Source organism: Xanthomonas boreopolis, from assembly GCF_046529185.1.
GTDB lineage: Bacteria > Pseudomonadota > Gammaproteobacteria > Xanthomonadales > Xanthomonadaceae > Pseudomonas_S > Pseudomonas_S boreopolis.
In genome coordinates, this window is sequence record NZ_CP097162.1 from 86,075 (window position 1) to 104,314 (window position 18,240).

At 62.7% G+C, this 18,240-nt stretch carries 18 protein-coding genes and 2 pseudogenes; 4 read left to right on the forward strand and 16 right to left on the reverse strand.

Going from position 1 to position 18,240, the window contains the following annotated elements:
- Positions 1-119 precede the first annotated feature (119 nt).
- Positions 120-1,067, reverse strand: coding sequence for a LysR family transcriptional regulator (locus M3M27_RS00350; protein ID WP_434026795.1), 948 nt, complete (start codon positions 1,065-1,067; stop codon positions 120-122).
- Between the two features lie 120 nt (positions 1,068-1,187).
- On the opposite strand from M3M27_RS00350, the gene M3M27_RS00355 reads away from it, so the two are divergent.
- Positions 1,188-1,961: an SDR family oxidoreductase gene (locus M3M27_RS00355; RefSeq protein WP_140724664.1), complete on the forward strand. Its 774-nt coding sequence runs from the start codon at positions 1,188-1,190 to the stop codon at positions 1,959-1,961.
- Positions 1,962-2,013: 52 nt separating this feature from the next.
- On the opposite strand, the gene M3M27_RS00360 is transcribed toward M3M27_RS00355, so the two are convergent.
- From M3M27_RS00360 to M3M27_RS00375, 4 genes are all read right to left on the reverse strand, one after another.
- Positions 2,014-3,639, reverse strand: coding sequence for a TldD/PmbA family protein (locus M3M27_RS00360; protein WP_434026796.1), 1,626 nt, complete (start codon positions 3,637-3,639; stop codon positions 2,014-2,016).
- 157 nt (positions 3,640-3,796) lie between these two features.
- Positions 3,797-4,843: an alpha/beta hydrolase gene (locus tag M3M27_RS00365; RefSeq protein ID WP_434026797.1), complete on the reverse strand. Its 1,047-nt coding sequence runs from the start codon at positions 4,841-4,843 to the stop codon at positions 3,797-3,799.
- An 86-nt stretch (positions 4,844-4,929) separates the two neighbouring features.
- A complete protein-coding gene (locus M3M27_RS00370) occupies positions 4,930-5,574 on the reverse strand; it encodes a DUF2931 family protein (protein ID WP_434026798.1) in 645 nt (214 codons plus the stop codon).
- Between the two features lie 8 nt (positions 5,575-5,582).
- Entirely contained in the window at positions 5,583-7,418 is a 1,836-nt protein-coding gene (locus M3M27_RS00375) for a PAAR domain-containing protein (RefSeq protein ID WP_434026799.1), read from the reverse strand.
- 647 nt (positions 7,419-8,065) lie between these two features.
- On the opposite strand from M3M27_RS00375, the gene M3M27_RS00380 reads away from it, so the two are divergent.
- Entirely contained in the window at positions 8,066-8,701 is a 636-nt protein-coding gene (locus M3M27_RS00380) for an XAC0095 family protein (RefSeq protein WP_434026800.1), read from the forward strand.
- Positions 8,702-8,934: 233 nt separating this feature from the next.
- Here M3M27_RS00380 and M3M27_RS00385 read toward each other — a convergent pair whose 3' ends face one another.
- Together M3M27_RS00385 and M3M27_RS00390 are read right to left on the reverse strand one after the other, a co-directional pair.
- Complete coding sequence (locus tag M3M27_RS00385; protein ID WP_434026801.1) at positions 8,935-9,360, reverse strand: hypothetical protein; 426 nt, start codon at positions 9,358-9,360, stop codon at positions 8,935-8,937.
- Between the two features lie 74 nt (positions 9,361-9,434).
- Complete coding sequence (locus M3M27_RS00390; protein WP_434026802.1) at positions 9,435-9,920, reverse strand: hypothetical protein; 486 nt, start codon at positions 9,918-9,920, stop codon at positions 9,435-9,437.
- 249 nt (positions 9,921-10,169) lie between these two features.
- On the opposite strand from M3M27_RS00390, the pseudogene M3M27_RS00395 reads away from it, so the two are divergent.
- Positions 10,170-10,699, forward strand: a pseudogene (locus M3M27_RS00395) (transposase); the annotation flags it as partial.
- A 50-nt stretch (positions 10,700-10,749) separates the two neighbouring features.
- Here the strand turns inward: M3M27_RS00395 and M3M27_RS00400 are convergent.
- Positions 10,750-11,955: an IS256 family transposase gene (locus tag M3M27_RS00400; protein ID WP_434026462.1), complete on the reverse strand. Its 1,206-nt coding sequence runs from the start codon at positions 11,953-11,955 to the stop codon at positions 10,750-10,752.
- Between the two features lie 86 nt (positions 11,956-12,041).
- Here M3M27_RS00400 and M3M27_RS00405 point away from each other — a divergent pair.
- Positions 12,042-12,629, forward strand: a pseudogene (locus tag M3M27_RS00405) (IS3 family transposase); the annotation flags it as partial.
- Positions 12,630-12,786: 157 nt separating this feature from the next.
- On the opposite strand, the gene M3M27_RS00410 reads toward M3M27_RS00405, so the two are convergent.
- The 8 genes from M3M27_RS00410 to M3M27_RS00445 form a co-directional block, all read right to left on the reverse strand.
- Positions 12,787-13,656, reverse strand: coding sequence for a TIR domain-containing protein (locus tag M3M27_RS00410; protein WP_434026803.1), 870 nt, complete (start codon positions 13,654-13,656; stop codon positions 12,787-12,789).
- A gap of 68 nt (positions 13,657-13,724) precedes the next feature.
- The gene (locus M3M27_RS00415; protein ID WP_434026804.1) at positions 13,725-14,237 is read right to left on the reverse strand and encodes a hypothetical protein; all 513 of its coding nucleotides are present in this window, start codon (positions 14,235-14,237) and stop codon (positions 13,725-13,727) included.
- Positions 14,238-14,325: 88 nt separating this feature from the next.
- Entirely contained in the window at positions 14,326-14,583 is a 258-nt protein-coding gene (locus M3M27_RS00420; RefSeq protein WP_434026805.1) for an abortive infection family protein, read from the reverse strand.
- A protein-coding gene (locus M3M27_RS00425) for an IS5 family transposase (RefSeq protein ID WP_130531530.1) occupies positions 14,577-15,382 on the reverse strand; the annotation gives its coding sequence in 2 pieces (ribosomal slippage) (positions 14,577-15,052 and positions 15,052-15,382; 807 coding nt in all). Before M3M27_RS00425 ends, M3M27_RS00420 begins: the two co-directional genes overlap by 7 nt.
- A gap of 23 nt (positions 15,383-15,405) precedes the next feature.
- A complete protein-coding gene (locus M3M27_RS00430) occupies positions 15,406-16,110 on the reverse strand; it encodes a hypothetical protein (RefSeq protein WP_434026806.1) in 705 nt (234 codons plus the stop codon).
- Positions 16,111-16,195: 85 nt separating this feature from the next.
- On the reverse strand, positions 16,196-16,474 hold the full coding sequence (locus M3M27_RS00435; protein WP_434026807.1) for a hypothetical protein: 279 nt from the start codon (positions 16,472-16,474) through the stop codon (positions 16,196-16,198).
- Positions 16,475-16,543: 69 nt separating this feature from the next.
- The gene (locus M3M27_RS00440; protein ID WP_434026808.1) at positions 16,544-16,861 is read right to left on the reverse strand and encodes a hypothetical protein; all 318 of its coding nucleotides are present in this window, start codon (positions 16,859-16,861) and stop codon (positions 16,544-16,546) included.
- 231 nt (positions 16,862-17,092) lie between these two features.
- Positions 17,093-18,109 carry a class 1 fructose-bisphosphatase gene (locus M3M27_RS00445; protein WP_434026809.1) on the reverse strand — a complete coding sequence of 339 codons (1,017 nt, stop codon included), beginning with the start codon at positions 18,107-18,109 and terminating at the stop codon, positions 17,093-17,095.
- Between the last annotated feature and the right edge of the window lie 131 nt (positions 18,110-18,240).

An 18,240-nucleotide genomic window follows, 5' to 3' on the forward strand; every position in this document is an offset into this window, starting at 1 on the left:
CGCGCCGCACACGCGGAGCGCGATCCCGATTCTTGCGGTGCGCGGAATCGACCGTCAAATGACTTTAGGCATGGTCCGCACGATTCCGTTCGACGGATCCGCGCAGCGCACGGCGCGGATCAGGCGCGCGGCGCCATGCGGCGCGTCTTGCGGGCGCCGGCCGGCGGCGATGCCGTCTCGCGCTGCAGCAGCGCCTGCAGCCAGTCGATGAAGACCTGCAGCCGCCGGGAGAGATGGCGCCGGTGCGGGTACAGCAACGTCATCGGCAGCGGGTCGGCGCGGTGCCCGGGCATCACCTCCACCAGCCTGCCCTCCTCCAGCTCGCGCCGCACGTCGTAGGCCGGGACCTGGATCAGGCCGAGCCCGGCCAGGCAGCAGGCGATGTAGGCCTCGGCGCTGTTCACCGTCACGCGGCCGTGCAGGGAGCGGGTGCGCAGCTCGCCGTTCTCGCGCCATTCCCACGGCTCGATCCGCCCGCTGCCGGGCGAGGCGTACAGCACGCCCCAGTGCGCATCCAGCATCGACGGATGCGCGGGGGTGCCGTGCCTGCGCAGGTAGTCCGGGCTGGCGACGTTGACCAGCGGCAGCTGGCCCATGCTGCGGCCGACCAGGCGCGAGTCTTCCAGCGGCCCCACCCGCAGCGCGCAGTCCACGCCGTCCTCGACCAGGTCGATGGTCCGGTCGGTCATGCCGAGCTCGATGTCGACCTGCGGGTGCCGGCGCAGGAATTCCGGCAAGGCCGGCGCCACGATCAAGCGCCCGATCCGGCCGGGCACGTCCACCTTCAGCCGCCCGGACAGGGCCTGCGGCGCCTGCCGGAACAACTGCTCGGCCTCGTCCATGTCGACGATCAGCTGCTGGCAGCGCGCATGGAACAGCAGCCCGTCCTGGGTGGGCGACACGCGCCGGGTGGTGCGATGGAGCAGGCGCGTGCCCAGGCGCTGCTCCAGCACGCGCACCGCCTCGGACACGGTCGAGCGCGGGATGTTCAGCTGGTCGGCGGCACGGGTGAAGCTCGCGCAATCCACCACGCGGACGAAGATGCGGCACAGCTCGATGCGGTCCATGGCGCGGATTATCCGGGCCTGCCGACAAGTGAAGTCAAGGCGGCCGTCTTTATCCGGGATTCCCAGTCGATACGCTGGCCCTCACCACGGCACGCACGCCGTTCCAACAGGAGAACCGTCATGACCGACCACCGCATCCAGGGCAAGACCGTGCTGATCGCCGGCGGCGCCAAGAACCTCGGCGGCCTGCTCGCACGCGACCTGGCCAAGCAGGGCGCGGCCGCCATCGCCATCCACTACAACAGCGACGCCAGCCGCGCCGACGCGGAAGCCACCGCGGCCGCGGTGCGCGAGGCCGGCGCCCAGGCGCACCTGTTCCAGGCCGACCTCACCGCGGCCGCCGCGGTGGAGAAGCTGTTCGCCGACGCCAAGGCCGCGCTGGGCCGCATCGACATCGCGGTCAACACGGTCGGCAGGGTGCTGAAGAAGCCGATGGTGGAGATTGGCGAGGCCGAGTTCGACCGGATGGACGCGGTCAACAACAAGACCGCCTTCTTCTTCCTCAAGGAAGCCGGCCGCCACCTGGCCGACAACGGCAAGGTCTGCACCCTGGTGACCTCGCTGCTGGGCGCGTTCACGCCGTTCTACTCCAGCTACGCCGGCACCAAGGCGCCGGTGGAGCACTACACGCGCGCGGCCGCCAAGGAGTTCGGCGAGCGCGGCATCTCGGTCACCGCGATCGGCCCCGGCCCGATGGACACGCCGTTCTTCTACCCGGCCGAGAGCGACGACGCGGTGGCCTACCACAAGACCGCGGCGGCGCTGTCGCCGTTCTCCAGGACCGGCCTGACCGACATCGAGGACATCGTGCCGTGGATCCGCTTCCTGGTGTCCGAGGGCTGGTGGATGACCGGCCAGACCATCCTGGTCAACGGCGGCTACACCACCCGCTGAGGCGCGAAGGCCTCGCGGCGGGGCACGGGCGCGCGAAGGCGCGCCCGCGTCCTCATCCCAGCGAGCGCGCCGTGTTGATCACGTTCACCCCGTCGAAGCGCGTCGTCGCCGAGCCGTGCGACACCGCCGAGACCTGGCTCGGCTGGCCCTTGCCGTCGAAGAACGAACCGCCCAGCCGGAAATCGCGCTCGTCGCAGATCGCGCTGACCGAGTTCCAGAACTCCGGCGTGCGGATCTGGTACGCGCCGTCCTCGACCAGCCGGGTCACCTTGCCGTGCTCGATCTCGAACAGCAGCTGCCCGCCGAACTGCGCGTTGTAGCGCTGCTGGTCGATCGAGTACGAGGCGCGGCCGTGGATGTACAGGCCCTTCTCCACCCCGGCGATCATCTGCTCGACCGACAGCGGCGCCTTGCCCGGCATCAACGATACGTTGGGCATGCGCTGGAACTGCACGTTCGACCAGGCATCGGCGTAGCTGCAGCCGTCCGAGGCGTTCTTGCCGAGGATGTGCGCCTGGTCGCGCGTGCACTGGTAGTCGACCAGGATGCCGTCCTTCACCAGGTCCCATTGCTTGGTCTTCACGCCCTCGTCGTCGTAGCCGACCGCGCCGAGGCTGCCGGCGCGGGTCTTGTCGGCGACGAAGTTCACCGGCGCGCTGCCCCAGCGGAAGCTGCCGCGCTTGTCGAGCGTGGCGAAGCTGGTGCCGGCGTAGTTGGCCTCGTAGCCGAGCACGCGGTCCAGCTCCAGCGGGTGCCCGACCGACTCGTGGATGGTCAGGAACAGGTTGCTCGGGTCGATCACCAGGTCGTACTTGCCCGGCTTCACCGACGGCGCGGCGAGCTTGGCGCGCGCCTGCTTCGCTGCGGCGACCGCGTCCTCGCGCGGATCGTAGGACAGCCCGTAGCCGACCACGCCACCGGGAAGGTGGTGCTTCTGCGACGCATCGCCGTCCAGGTACTCGTAACCCATGCCGACCGGCGCGCCCAGCCCATCGCGGGTGCGGAACCTGCCGCTGGCCTTGTCCACCGCGGTGACGGTGAACGGCAGCCACAACCGGTGCACGTCCTGGTCGATGTAGGAACCGTCGCTGCTGGCGAAGTACTTCTGCTCGTTGATGCAGAACAGCCGCGAGGCGACGAAGTCGGCGCCGGCGTTCTGCGCGGCGGCGTTGATGTCCATCAGCAGCGCGACCTTTTCCTGCAGCGGCACCTCCATCGCGTTGCGCTTGATCGGCGTGCGCCAGCTCGCCTCGCCCACGCCCTCCAGCGGCGCCAGCTGCACCGGCGTCGCGGCGAGCTTCGCGTTGGCGCGCGCGATCGCCAGCGCCTGGCGCGTGGCGGCCGCCACGCCGTCGGAGGTCAGGGTATTGGTCGCGGCGAAGCCCCAGGCGCCGTCGGCGATGACCCGTACGCCCACGCCCATCGACTCGGCGTTGATCACGTTCTCCACCCGCGCCTCGCGCGTGATCACGAACTGGCGCAGGTAGCGCCCCACGCGCACGTCGCAGTAGCGGGCGCCGGCGGCCCTGGCCGTGCTCAACGCGGTATCGGCCAGCCGCCGGTTGCGCGCGGCATCGGCCGGCACCAGCAACTGCTCGGCCGCGACCAGGCGCGTATGCGGCAGCAGCAGCCCGGCCGCGCCGAGCCCGGAAAGCGTGAGGAAAGTGCGGCGATCCACGTGGACGAGTCTCCCATCGGGGCGCATCCACCCCGATGCGGCGCGCCAGGAACGGGACCATCGTTCCCCGCGGGCGATCGGGTCAAGTGACCATGGTCATGCGGTGCCGCATGGCGGCCCGCGGACGCGCCATGCACGGCGGCGCGCCCGCCATCGCTCAACGGCCGCCGGTCGCGACCTGCCGCCCCGAACCGGCCGCGCCGACCCCCAGCAGATACTTCAACCCGTGCGTGAACCCGCGCGGCGCCACGCTCATGTGGTCCTCGTCGTTCAACACGTCCAGCGCGATCCGCAGGGACGGGTACCGGCGCGACTGCAGGGCGCGGGCCATCCGCCTCGCATCTTCCACCATGTCGTAGCGCTTTCCGTGGCGCGGGTTCTCGTACTCGCCCACGTACAGGTAGACCCGGGCGGCCAGGTCCTCGTGCCGCTTGGCGGAGGCGGCTTCCAGCCTCTCCATGTAGCGGCCGTCGTACCAGTATGACGGGCTGCCGAGGATGTAGCCGGAGAACATGCCCGGGTGCGTCAGCAGCGCCTGCGTCCCGAGCAGGCTTCCGTAGGAGTGGCCCAGGAACAGCCGGCGGCTCTCGTCGGTCCGATAGCGTTGCGCCACGAACGGCAGCACCTGCTCGCGCAGATAGGCCAGGTAGGCCTCGCCGCCACCGTGCACCGCGCCGGCAGGCGCGTCGCTCGGGCCCTTCGGCGACGGCGTGTAGTCGCGCCGGCGGCTCGGCATGCCTTCTTCCCCCACCGCGTACGACAGCCCCACCAGGATGAAGTCCTCGACCGTCGGTTCCTCGACGTTCAAGCGCCGGCCGATCTGGCGGGCCAGCGGAAACGCGTAATCGGCGTCGGTGACATAGAGCACTGGGTAACGCCGCCCGGCGTCCTCCGCGTACGACTTCGGCAAGGCCACGAAGACCTGATAGTCGCGCCCGGAAACCGGATCCGGCACGTCCCAGACCTCGCTTCCGATCACCTCATAGGGCTGCCCCTGGCCGCGCTGCCCATTCGCGATCGACGCGACCGGCGCAGCCTTCGGAGGTTCCTTCGCTTCCGTGTGCGTATGTGTAGCTTCCTTCGGCGCTTCGCTGCAACCCAACAGCAAGAGCGCCACCAATCCTGCCAACCAGAACGTTTTCAAACTTTCTTTTCCATTGTCGTGAAGGCGTAGAACAGAGCGAGAGAACCAGGGCTCCAGCATCCATGAGGTGGTTTGGCCTCGACTGGTGTAGCCAGCGCCTAGCCCGTAGTCACACCAGCCCTGCCACAGCCAACTGCTTCATTGAGTCAGGCGCCGGGGCACTTCCATGAATCATAGGGGATGGGGTTGCGCGAGATGTACTCCTTGGCCTTTGCCGGCAATGTCACGTAGCGCCCTTCGTACTTTCCTTGATCGGGCCCTTTGGGTGCTATCTCAGCCTTTTGGCACCGTATCTCCACTGGTTTGCCAACGGGTCCCGTCACCCACATCTTGACAAATCCTCCGGGGGCTAGGCCGATCGCAATCGCCTTGCGCCAGTTTCGATAAGTTGGATCATTGGAAGACGTTACCTGCGTCAGCATCAACTGGCGGGCCTGTTCTGGAACTTCCAGGATGGCCTCATAGGTTTGCGGTTCGACCAATGATTGCCACCGTACGTAAATGCGCTTGGGCAAGTCCGCACCGATAACGTGGCGTCCCAGCCCCCCTGGCATGTTGCTCCAGCCGGCGGGGCTACCCGCATAGCCCAACGAAGCCGTGCCGGCACCAGCTCTCTGAAAGATCCGGCCATGGATGTCTTCTACGTCGGCAGTCTCCACCCAAACAGACATATAGGGCGGGGCGGAAAATCCTAGATACCAAGCGTCATAGGGCAACTTCGCCTTGGCAGATCCTGAGGCACATCCGGCCAACAGGCATGTCACAAACCACAAGAAAAGCAAGCGTTTCATCATCTGCCTCATTGGTTGGGCTTGATTCCGCGTCGTCCACTCGGATCCGGTCGATTCACGTACACCAAGTCCAAAGATACCGGGTTGCGGCTCGTGGCGAAGTTCCAGTGCGAGGATTGGTGCAGGTATTTGCGTCGCAGGAGCGCTTCCTCTTCAATGCCCAATAATTGGCTTGCCAGTAGCTTCGCGGCGATAGGCTCAAGCTCTGCCGGCAGAGCTTGAGCCGGGATATCGTCAGGCGATTGTTCCCAAGGTGCGCCGGCTTCCATCGCCAGCTTGTGCATCAACCGCAATGGAATCAGTTGATAGCGCCAGTCCAATGGCCGTTCCAATACCGGCACCGCATAAATGCGCAGCACCCAATCCGGCTGCACGCTGGCGCTGCCGGCACGGCGCTGGCTTTGCCAGTGATGCCATGCATCCACTCGTATGGCTTGTGCGTCCAGGCCCAGGTGCTCGCGCCAGCGCGCACAGGCCGCCTCGGCCTGCGCATAAGCGCGGCTGCGCTCCAGCTGGGTGCGGTCGGGCGTCTGCCCGGGCGACAGGCCAGTACCGGATTCGATGTAGCCGACGGGCTTTTCCAGCATCAAGGGTCCTTCGCGGTCGCGGTGGTAGCCGCCACCTACGTCTGAGTGCGCGCCCGGTAGAGCGATTTCCTGATGGGGAGGGGCTACCGTGGTCAGCAAAAAGTTCGCCCGGTACTCGTCGCGCGCAGTCAATTGCACCACTTTTCTGGCGCAGCCGGCTGGCAGCTGGGTTTGCACGCCACCGTCGTTGCCATCGCGCACGTTCAGGCCATCGGCCAGGCTGCCTATGGCGGCCACGGTGTCGAACAGGCCGACGAAACCGACCTGCACGGCGTTCGTCAGTTCGAAGCCTGGTGCGTAGGTCACCCCGCTTTGCAGCAGAGCATCGCCCAAAGGACCCAGACCCTTGCGATTGACCTGATTGACGAAGTGGCGAGCGGCCGCCGCACCGCGGGAGAAGCCGAAGACGTCGAACTCGATAGCCTCGACCTGAATACTGGGCTGTACCTCCATCAGACGGCGTAGTTGTTCGGGGATGTATTCCTTGAATGCCCTTTCCACCTTGGACAGGACACCGGTCTTACCGCCGCCGAGCCCTTGAGACAACAAGTCATCGGGTTCGCCGGCTAGTGTGCCGATTCCCTCGATGTAGACGCGAAGTGCGTAGTTGCTCGCATTTTCCGGTGGTTGTGACGAGTTGTCCTGATACAACTCGTAGAGGCGCGCCACATTGGTAATGCCGTTGTCGTAGCTACTGCCTTCCTTGAGCATGAAAGGTCGGCAGCTCTCGGCAATGGACTGGCGGTCCTCTGCGCTCTGCCCCAAGGCTTCCGCCGACGAGGCCCGGCATTGCAGTCCCTGGGCCACGTTGGCCGCATTGTTGTTTGTGCCGTCGAAGAATACCCCGATACGCAGCTTGACGGTGGTAGGTGTTTCCTGCGCTGGCGGGGCGGTCTCCGCCTGCAATGTCGCTGGCTCGGCGGTCGCTGGTGTGGCGGCGGGCGCCAGCGCCGCAAGCGCTCCTGCTGCCGAGGCCTTCCGGGTTGCGGCGGCGCTGCCGTCGTCGACGGTGGCGACTTGCTGGCTGGATATGAGCATCGCGCCACACGCCGTTTTGTCTCCGTGACGTGCGACAGCCTGTCCATCGAATATCAAGGTCGAATCGCCGGTCGCGATGCTGTTGGTACCGTGCACGGCGCAGATCACGCGGTCGCCGACGCGGGCAATGGGCTTGCCGTGGATGTCGCTGGAGGAGGTGCCGCTGACGACGCTGCCCCCATGGCTGAGACGGTCGCCGACGACGATGATGGGCCTCATGGCATTGCGCTCCTTGTTCTGGTTTTCCGCTGCGGCACGGCCGCCGTTTCGTCGTCTGGTGCGTGGCTTGCCATCGACGTAGGCAGAGGAAGTCGCTCGGAGAAATTAACCTTAAAGGTTAATTCGATCAACTCGGCCCTACCACTCAGTAGCAAGACCCGTGAGCGGTCACCAGTCATATCGCCAGAAGGCCGACTAGGCGGCCATGAGAAAGCTTGCAAAGCGATGTAGGAAAAACCCTATGTGCCCCGTAAGAAAAGCGCGGGTCTGGGTCTGCCGAGCGTTACATGCCCACGGACAAACCGTCGGGTATACATCTGCTGATGAGTGCCTGTTGCTCGCAGAACACTCCCGAACAACTCCGGCAATCGCTCACAGTTGACGCGACGTTGCGGTAGTAGCATCCTCGCCCTCAAGGAGCGTCGAAACTCCCACTAACAGCGGTACCCACCTCCGACAAACCGGTGGGTTTTTTGTGCCTGCACGTTTCCTGCAGGCGCAACCGACGTGATGCCTGCGTCGGGAGGGCGGCTAATACAACACCCGCAAGGGGAATACGCCCGCCGGCTACTAGCGGTTTCGAACCTCCCGACTTCCCGTCCGTCCTCCGCGACGGACGGGCCACTCTAGGGAATGAGGAGGCGACGATGTCTGAGCATGCGTTCGACGATAGGAATGAGCCGGGTTATTTCCTGCCCGAGGACAGCCAGTTGCGGCTGGTGAGGCTGAGCGATTACGTGAAGTTCTTGGGCAGGCTGGCGCAGCCGCGCACGGCGAAAGAGCGCGATGTCGCGCCGGAAATCGGCATGGACGAGTTGGCATTCTGCATGGAGCTGCTGGCGGAACAGATGGACCTCGTGCTGGACGAAGTGTCCTGGCCAGCACGGCGCACCGAGAGGAAGAACAAAGCCGAGCGAGACGATCTGCACGAAGGGGAATCGAAAGAACCCGATGAGAAAAAGCCTGGCGCGGAAGCGGATGCGGCCGATTTCGCCTTCGGACTCACGGCGGACCAGTTCGACGCGCTCGACCGCCTGATCCAGACGATCTCGGCCCACGGCGACGTCGTGGCAGCCAGCGACACGGCCGAGTTCGCGGACGGCACCTTGCCCCTGATCGGCCATGCGATCTTCGACGCCGTGGAGACGGTACGTGGCCTGCTGGACCAGATAGAAGCCCAGCCGCTTGGGAACGGTGCTTCCCGCCGATCCGGCGTAAGCGAGGAACGAGCGGTCTATGCAGTGGCACGAGCGGAACCGTTGCACCGCTTGTCCATGCACTGATGCTGGCTCTTGTTCGGAACGACGCAGGCGCGCTACCAGCTCGGTGGCGCGCCTGTATTACTGAGGGAACCGATGTTCCAGCACAGGCGCTGCGACCTGCTGGCGTGTTTGGAGCCGTTCTGCCTGGGCGGCACGCCGAATCAGACGTGATTGCCGTGACGGTCGTCCAACGCCCGAATTAAACCAAGCCGCGAAGCGGGTTCGGCTTGAATGAACTGTTAGGCGGCAACCGACTAGTGCCGCAATGCGCCGCTAACCTTGCCATGCTCTATGCCGCCAAATAGGCCATAGGAGACATGAGAACCCTCGAAGCTCGCGCCGGAAACGCTACCAATGAACGAAGTGTAGGCGTCGCATAACTCCGAAGAAAGAAGAATCTCAAGCTTGCCGGATTGGTATTGATAGGCCGATCGGGACACCGAACCCTTTGGAGCAGAGAGCGGCTGTGCTTGGTACCAAGTGCCCGATATGCAAGTCTCGGCGGGAATATTCGTGAGAGAAAAACTGAACGACTGGGGTGCGCCCTTGCCGGCAACAACAAAGTCCCATGTGCCTGTTACGAGGTCAGGAGCCGGAGAGGTGACGGTGCCAGTTTGCACCGGTGCTGAGGCGCAGCTTGATACCAGGACGGCAAAGAGGGCAGTTGCGAGAACTTTCATTGTGGCCTAACGCCTGAATTAAGCCGAGCTGCGAAGCGGCTTCGACTTGAATGAATTGTTAGCCCCCGTGGTGCTCACCGGAAGAGCCTGCGCCATAGTGACGTGGGCGCAGGCAAATAGGTCTCTGCCGGTATACCAATCAGTGCGGGTCCAGAAAGCGTTGCCCCGTCGAGAGAGGCACCCTCATTTAGCGCTCTATTGACCACAGCCACCATCGAACTGCGAAGAGCTATGTTACTAAAGGTGCTTCGCGGACCAGAGTGAAAGATCTCCATGCTGAAGCGGAGAGCTATTGGAAATATCGGCTCTACCTTGAACTCGAACTCCATCCATTTGCCGCGACTGGACTTGGCACTGAAGGTTGTAGGCAGGTTGACATTCGCCAGGTGAGGGACAAAAACAATCCCAAATGTCTCCGGTAGCCAGTCAATCAATCGTCTGGCAAGCATGGGGTCTTTAGCCAAAGCCAACACATTAGTCTCAATCTCCTCGGCAGAAATGCCGTCAGAGCCGATGATGGCAATGGAACGTTCGATTAGGTCAGGTGCTACTTGAAGCATGGTAAGGGGGCTAACGCCTGAGTTAAGCCGACCCGCGAAGCGGGTTCGGCTTGAATGAATTGCTAGGGCCCAACTCCGGACCCTTGATCACCGACATCATAAATGTCCAGCCCTAGTGCAATGCCGCGCTGGCCAAGTGAGAGTAACACCTTGGCCGAAAGAGGTAGCCCGTCATTGCTGCTGACCTGAGACGGATCGTGTAGCCAGTTGGCTGGTGAGTTCTCTACCCTCGACAGGAAGGAGAGCTCCATGAAGAAGCGATTCACCGACGAGCAGATCATCGGCATCCTGCGCGAGGCCGAGATCGGCGCCATGTCGATCAAGGCCTTGTGCAAGAAGCACAACGTTACCGAGCAGACCTTTTTCCGATGGCGCAACAAGTTCGGCGGCCTTGACGTTCCAGATGCCCGCCGGCTCAAGGACCTCGAGTCCGAGAACGCCCGGCTCAAGCGGTTGGTCGCCGAGCAGATGCTGGTCATCGACGGGATGAAGGAGATCGTCCGAAAAAAATGACGACCCCGTCGGAACGACGCGACACGGTCCAGATGCTGGTCCGTCGGGGTCTCTCGCAGCGCAAGGCCCTTCGATACCTGGGCCTGAGCCGCCGCATCGCCAGCTACGCCCCGCGCCAGGCCGCCAAGGACCAGGCGGTGGCCGAGCGGCTGCTGGCCGCGTCGCCGAAGGTGCCGCGGTTCGGGTATCGCCGGATGGCGGCCTGGCTGGACCTGGGCGAAGCCCGGGTGCGGCGCCTGTGGCGCCAACTGGGTTTGAACATTCCCGGTAGCGCAACGATTTTTTCGCACTTTGGCTTGGCGGTGGCCCCGCCCCCTCACGCTGCGACGGTCGCGAGGCCTTGGCGCTTGTTCAATTCCTCCATGCACAGATAGCGCTTGACGCCCCAGTGCGTGCCGGCCAGATAGCGCAGGCGGGCCGCGGCCAGCATCAGGGCGGCATGTCCGTCCGGGAACGCACCGACCACGCGGGTGCGTCGCCGGATCTCGCGCATCATCCGCTCCAGTGGATTGTTGGTCCGGATCCGTCGCCAGTGCGTCTCCGGGAAGGCGTAGTAGGCGAACGTCTCGGCGATGTGGGCCTCGACCTTGTCCGCCGCCGCCCCCAGCTTCATCTGCCGCAACTTGGCCACGACCTGATCGGCCTTGAGCTGCGCCGCCTCGATATCCTCGGCCGCGTGGATCGCCTTGAGCATGGCTGCCACCTCGCGCACCTTGCCGCTGGGCACCACGCTGAACACGTTGCGGTAGAAGTGCACCACGCAGCGCTGCCAGCGGGCCTCGGGGTAGTGTTCGCCCAGGCTCTCCACCAGTCCGGCACAGGCGTCGGAGACGAACAGCGCCGGCGTGGCCAGCCCGCGGCCCTTCAGATAGGCCAGGAAGCCGCTCCAGCCCGACTTGTCCTCCTTGGCTCCCTCGGCCACGCCCAGCACCTTGCGGTAGCCCTCGGCATCCACCCCGATCGCCACCAGCACCGAGACGTTGCGCACCTCGCCCGCCCACGTGCGCTTGAGCACGATCCCATCCAGGTACACGTATGGGTAGTGGCCGCTGATCGGCTCGTTGCGCCAAGCTTCGATCCGTGCGTAGACCTTCTGGTTCAGTCGGCTCACCGCCCCGGCGCTGACCTTCGTGCCCCACAGTGCCTCGGTGATGTCCTCCACCCGCCGCACCGACACCCCGGCCAGATACATCTCCATCAGCGACTCCTCCACCGACGCCTCCCGCCGCCGGTAGCGTTCGATGATCGCCGTCTCCAGCGGCAGCTTGCGCAGCTTCGGCACCTTCAACCGCACTTCCCCGGCCCGGGTGTGCAGCGTCCGCTCGTAGTGACCGGCCCGGGTGTCCCGCCGCTCCTGGCTGCGCTCGTATCGCCCGGCGCCGCACACCCGGTCGGCCTCCGCATCCAGCAGCCCGTTCAACGTCTCCTCGATCGTACTGCGCACGACCTGTCCGAGGTGGTCCTGGATCCGGGCCTCGTCGATCTTGATCACCTTGCCCAGTCCGGGCGTAGACTCGTTCATGGTGGTGGTCCTCGTTGGTGGTTGGAACGTCGCAGTCCCAAACGTCATCGTGGGCCACCGCCTTCGTCAAATGTGCGCAAGAAACGTTACGTCATCACATTCCCCGCCGACGACCGCGTCGCCGTCGTTCCGGCAACGACATCCGTCTGCCGGGCGCGGTGCGCCCGAATGCGGTCTGGAGCTACGACTTCGTCCACGACCAGATGGTCGACGGGCGCTCGCTGAAGATGCTGTGCGTGATCGACGAATACACCCGGGAATGCCTGGCCATCGAGGTCGGGGCCAGCCTGCGGGCACAAGACGTGGTCCTGACGCTGTCGCGACTGATGCGGCTTTACGGCAAGCCGGCCTTTGTCCGCTCCGACAACGGCGCCGAGTTCACGGCGGCCAAGGTGATGCGCTGGCTGCGCGACGCGGCGATCGGCCCGGCGTTCATCGCGCCGGGCAGCCCCTGGCAGAACGGCTTCGTCGAGAGCTTCAACGGCAAGCTGCGGGACGAGCTGCTGAACCGCGAATGGTTCCGCAGCCGCGCCGAGGCGAAGGTACTGATCGAACGCTGGCGGCAGTTCTACAACGAGCAGCGGCCGCACAGCGCCCATGGTTACAAACCCCCGGCGAGCGTTCGCCGGAACTGGTCGAAACCCGATACCATCAACCCCGGACTCACTGCCTGATTGGCTACAAGTTCCATACTCAGGTCAAAGTGACTCGTGGGCCGATGCGTGGCCTGATACTGGCGAAGCGGCGGATTTCAGTTTCGACCATGGTGCTGAAGGCATCATGGCGAGAAAAATTATCGTACAGGAAGTCAACCTGACCCCGTTACTCCTCTTACCGCAATAGCTGAACGCGTTCTAGTACGAATTTGGCAGCTTGCTCTGGCGGGAACTTAGCAACATCAATGTAGCCGTCATGAGCGAAGACTCCTGGAACCTCTGCGTTGTCAGCGCGAAAAAACATCACGGTTTCATCGCTACGACTGTTGATGAAGCTGCGCACTGCGCGCCACTCAATGCCACACCACATCTTTTTGTCATAGTCACTCGACAGAAAGACCACCACCAAGTCAGAGTTCTTCAGGTAGACGGTCTGCAGCAGGGTATCTAAGTTTGGTCGCGCCAGTTGAGCTTGAAAGTCATTGTCGTAAAAAACGCTACCCGGCCCAAGTGCTTTCTTCACGTGGTTTGAGATGCCCTCAACATAGTCTCGTAGTTCGCCAGGAAACGAGAAAGCGACCCTGAAACGTAATTCTTCCAGCCGCCCCAAAGATCCATCGGTGTTTTCAATGCTTTTACTGACAAGGCCGGCTGCATTGAGAGTTGCGAGAAGGTCGACTGGCTTGACCGCCCAATGTGTTCGGTATTGCTCTCCGTGGTACTCATCAATCTGTAGGGCCGATGCCAGTTCTCTAAGCTTGTCTGGTACTACGGGCTCGATTGCGGGGTCGAACTCGTATTCAATAGATACGGAGTTTCCGCGCTCAACAATGTTTCGGATGTAGCCGACTTTTGCTTCTCGATCGTATCTCTCATACATGAAAAGAGAAGGGTAAGACTTTAGGTCGGAGACAATCTGGGTGGTCAACTCTTTATGTTGGTTCTTGATCGAATCAATGGTGTACTCGAGAAACCGACTCCTCGGAAACTCGTAAGCAGGCAGATCCCACGCCGTATCGTTTCCGCTTACTACCAAGTTGTACACGATGCCTCCTAAGAGAGAGCTAACGCTAGAGTTAAGCTGCGGCGAAGCCGTCCGCCTTGAACGAACTGTTAGAAATGAACACTTTTTGTATCGACGACTTTGCCGTCTTTGTCTTCGTCTTTGACGGTGATGGAGAGGTGCTCCGTGAACTTGACATTCACTGTGTCGGAGACACTCAAGAAAACCTTATTGAGAAACTCTAAAAAATAATCGGTTGTCGTTGCATCTTGATTTAGTAAAACTTCGACGACGTTGGCCTTAGAGGCAACTTTCTTGGCCCCTTCTTGAAGCCCAATTGGTGATACGAGAATTCCGCCGGATGCACCAACGTCTTGGATGCTCCATGCCAATGCGGCGGTGATGGCTTGACTGATACCGCTCTTCGTATGTCGTTTGCATTCGACAACAATGAAGTGGCTGGCATCGGCTGAGCAGCCTTTTGCATCGATCTCCCATTCAGTACCACTTTCGCCAGCGACCAATTGTTTACCTTCGAATCGCCCCACTCCGAAGTGAACAGCGAACTCATTGAGAAGGTAAGCGGCGACTTCTTCGTACGTCTTCCATTGCTTTTCTGGCACGAGAGTTTCCTTTGGGTCTAGCGTTTGACATAGGGGGTAACCGAAAGGTGAAGCCTTTTGGGCATCCCCTCGATGGCAGGGTTAGGCGTCATTCTGTGCCCGCGGCCTGATGAGTCTCTTGAAGGAAGAGCGCAAGGGTCGACGCTGCTCCGACGGCGAGCTTGGCGTGCCGAGGCTGGAGGCCCTTCGAATCCGCCGCCTTCCCATGGCCAGTCCCATACTTGTTTCTGATTTCCGCCAAGCTTTGAGTGATCGTTCCCAGATTTCCGAGGAGCCGGCGTAGCGAGTCTGCTGCGGCGTCTTCGTCTGCAATGTCGCTGGGCGTCAGCTTTAGAGCGGCTAACAAAACCCGGGAAGATGGCGAAGACAGATGACCGAGCAGGCGAGAGACAGCAGGGCCAGATGGATATCGATCCGGCGTTCGAAACGGATGCGCAGCTTGCCCATGCCCGCGAACCAAGCATGAGTGCGCTCGACTACCCAACGATAGCGTCCCAGCCTATCGTTGCGTTCTATCCCCTTGCGGGCGATACGCGGGGTGATACCTCGCTGGTTGAGGTGATCGCGGCAGCGGTCGATGTCGTAGGCCTTGTCGGCGTGCAGCTTGCCCGGCCAGCGTTGCGGACGCCCCGGCTTGCCAGCGATCGGGGGCAGTGCATCAACCAACTCCTCGAATACCACCGAGTCGTGCCGGTGGGCTCCGGTGACACAGAACGCCAAGGGAATGCCGTTGCAGTCGGTGATCAGGTGCCGCTTGCTACCGAGCTTACCGCGATCGGTCGGGTTCGGCCCGGTGTAGGCGCCCCCCGGGGGGCGGCCACACTGGCCGCGTCCAGGCTGGCTCGACTCAGGTCCAGCTTGTCGGCCCGGCGCAGTTCGGCCAACAGGACCTGATGCAGACGATGCCAGACCCCGGCGGCTTGCCAGTCGCGCAACCGCCGCCAGCAGGTCATGCCGCTGCCGTAGCCCAGTTCCTGGGGCAACTCCTCCCACGGGATGCCGGTGCGCAGGACATAGACGATACCGTTGAGGGCTTGTTGGTCGCTCACGCGCGGTCGCCCTCCCTTGGGCGAGGGCTTCACGGGCGGGATCAAAGGTTCGATGCGCTTCCACAGCGCGGCGGGAATCTCTTTGCGACGTGCCATGCAGGCGATTTTGTCATCACCGCTCAGGTGTACAAGGCGGTTTTGTTAGCCGCTCTTAGTTCTTTAGCTGTCAGTTTCACGAGCTGAGCTAGATCGAGAGTGGCTGGTGCTTCTATGCGTCTCTGGGTCAGTATGGTGCGACATACAGTCTCGACAAGCTCTTTCGCTGTTCCGATTGAGAGGTCCGGGTCTGCGTCAATGCTCGACTCCATGCGTGTGATCTGGCGGGCGATGTATGTGAGCCCGCCTTCCGGAAGGCTCTCTTTCAGGGACTTCAGCGGGCTGAGGTCAACATCTTCGGCCTGCCTTGCCGCAAATACTGGGCGCCCAGCCATTCGAGCGCGCTCCACCAACTCGTACCCGTCTTTGCGAAGGAACAGGTTGTACATCTGACGTAGGCGCTCGACTTCCTCTGGATCACTTCGGACGACGGGATGCAGCGTCTCGCAGAGGAAATTCAAGAAGAGGTCGTCGTCGGTGTGGAGAAGGTCAAATCTTGAGTCGTAGAAGACCCAGCCGTCGTCCCAGTCAGTCGGATTGTTGACGCGGTGCTGCCATATGTCGCGATACGCGTTCGTATACCTGTGGTCCTTGGACGGCAGCGCATTGACGTCAAAGATCCGAGCTAGGAAGTCCGGTTCCTCAAGCCGTCCAGCCCAGTTCACCTTCTCGAGAAGCAAAGAGTCAATGAGGTCCCGTCGAGTGGCTTCGGAAATCTTGGTACGCATGGCGGAACTCTTGGGTTTGTGATTACGCCTAACGCCTGATTAATCCGACCCGCGAAGCGGGCTCGGCTTGAATGAATTTTTAGCACTACTGCGCTGGCACCCTGTTCGCGAACAAGTCTAGGTTATTGAGGCAGCGCTTTACCCGTTCGTCACAATCATCTTGCGTAATATCAGCGGTTATGCCGATGAAGCCGCCACCAATCGGCTCTACTGTCGCTCCAACGTCAGCAAAGTAAGAACCAATCTCGTCGAAAAAGAGACCAATATTGCGCTTTACCTCATCCGCGCTCAGTTCTTCAAGAAATGGCTGGGACAACGTAGGGCCGTTGTACTGGTAATAGGGCTGGTACTTGAAGAGCGGCATAAATTTCCCCTGTAGTGCTAACGCTTGAACTAAGCCGACCCGCGAAGCGTGTTCGGCTTGAATGAATCGTTAGGCCGCATGCTGGGACTCCGCACGGCGATATGCAACATGGGCCAACGGCAACAACGATAATGGCGCGGGCATTGCGACGTGCTGCTCATCCAGTTGCCATGGTGAAGGAAAGTCCGCAATGACCTCGGTTGCAGCGCAGGAACAGCTCTCGCGCGCGGCATCCGATGGCGGGCCGTCGTACTCGAAGCGAAGCCGGATAACCCGAGAGATTAGGTCAGCCTCGATAGAGGCTTGGCGCAACTCAGGATGTACCTCGCCCAGAAGAGCTCGTTGCAGTGAGAGAAGCAACATTGAACGTTCCGGAATCTCGCTCATGCGGCCTAACGCCTATTGGACCGCCTAATTGCGATCTAATGCGATGCTCGCCGGTTATGATTGTCGCGTCAATTGCCGGTAACGGATTGATGGGATTGGAAGTTCCACTAGCTACCGGGAAAGATGGATACCCGCGTTACGCTACATTTCTGCGGCTGTAATAGTTACACCCGCTCAGTAGCGGGTGTAACGGGGGAAATACTGAATTTTCGAACCCTCAGAGAAGAAAGCTCAGCCTTGGCCGCGGTCGTAGTCCAGGTGATACCGCGTCGCCTCGGCCACTTCGTTCTTCGACCCGAGGAATACCGGGACGCGCTGGTGCAGGCCGGTGGGTTGGATCTCCAGGATGCGTTCGCGGCCGGTGGTGGCGGCGCCGCCGGCCTGTTCGACCAGGAAGCCCATGGGGTTGGCTTCGTACATCAGGCGCAGCTTGCCGGGCTTGCCCGGGTCCTTCTTGTCCCAGGGGTAGATGAAGATGCCGCCGCGGGTGAGGATGCGGTGCACGTCGGCGACCATGCTGGCGATCCAGCGCATGTTGAAGTCCTTGCCGCGCGGGCCTTCCTTGCCGGCCAGCAGGTCGGCGACGTAGCCCTGCATCGGGGCTTCCCAGTGGCGCTGGTTGGACATGTTGATGGCGAATTCCCTGGTGTCCTCGGGAATGCGCATGTCCGGCTGGGTCAGCAGGAAGCTGCCTTCCTCGCGCTCCAGGGTGAAGGCGTGGGTGCCGTGGCCGAGGGTCAGCACCAGCATCGTGCTGGGGCCGTAGATGCAGTAGCCGGCCGCGACCTGGCGCGTGCCCGGTTGCAGGAAGTGTTCGTCGCCGGGCTTCTCGGTGCCGGGCGGGGCGCGCAGCACCGAGAAGATGGTGCCGACCGAGACGTTGACGTCGATGTTGGAGCTGCCGTCGAGGGGATCGAACAGCAGCAGGAAGTCGCCGCGCGGGTACTGGTCCGGCACCGGCTGGCTGTGCTCCATCTCCTCCGAGGCGCTGGCGGCGAGGTGGCCGCCCCAGGCGTTGGCCTCGATCAGGATGTCGTTGCTGAGCACGTCGAGCTTCTTCTGCGCCTCGCCCTGCACGTTGCCGGTGCCGGCGTCGCCGAGCACGTCGCCCAGGGCGCCCTTGCTCACCGCGATGGAGATGCGCTTGCAGGCGCGGGCGACGATGCTGATGAGCTGGCGCAGTTCGGCGTCGATGCGGCCGGCGTGTTGTTCTTCGATCAGGAATCGGGTCAGCGAGGTGCGCGACATGGGGAGCGGTGGCCTTGCGTAGGAAGTGGACCGCTATTGTCGCGGGTGTGGCGTTAGATTTCGATGCGAGGGGATGTCCGGTGGGTGGCCTGGGGCCGTCGGCGGCGATGGAGCTTTCCCCGCAGTGGATG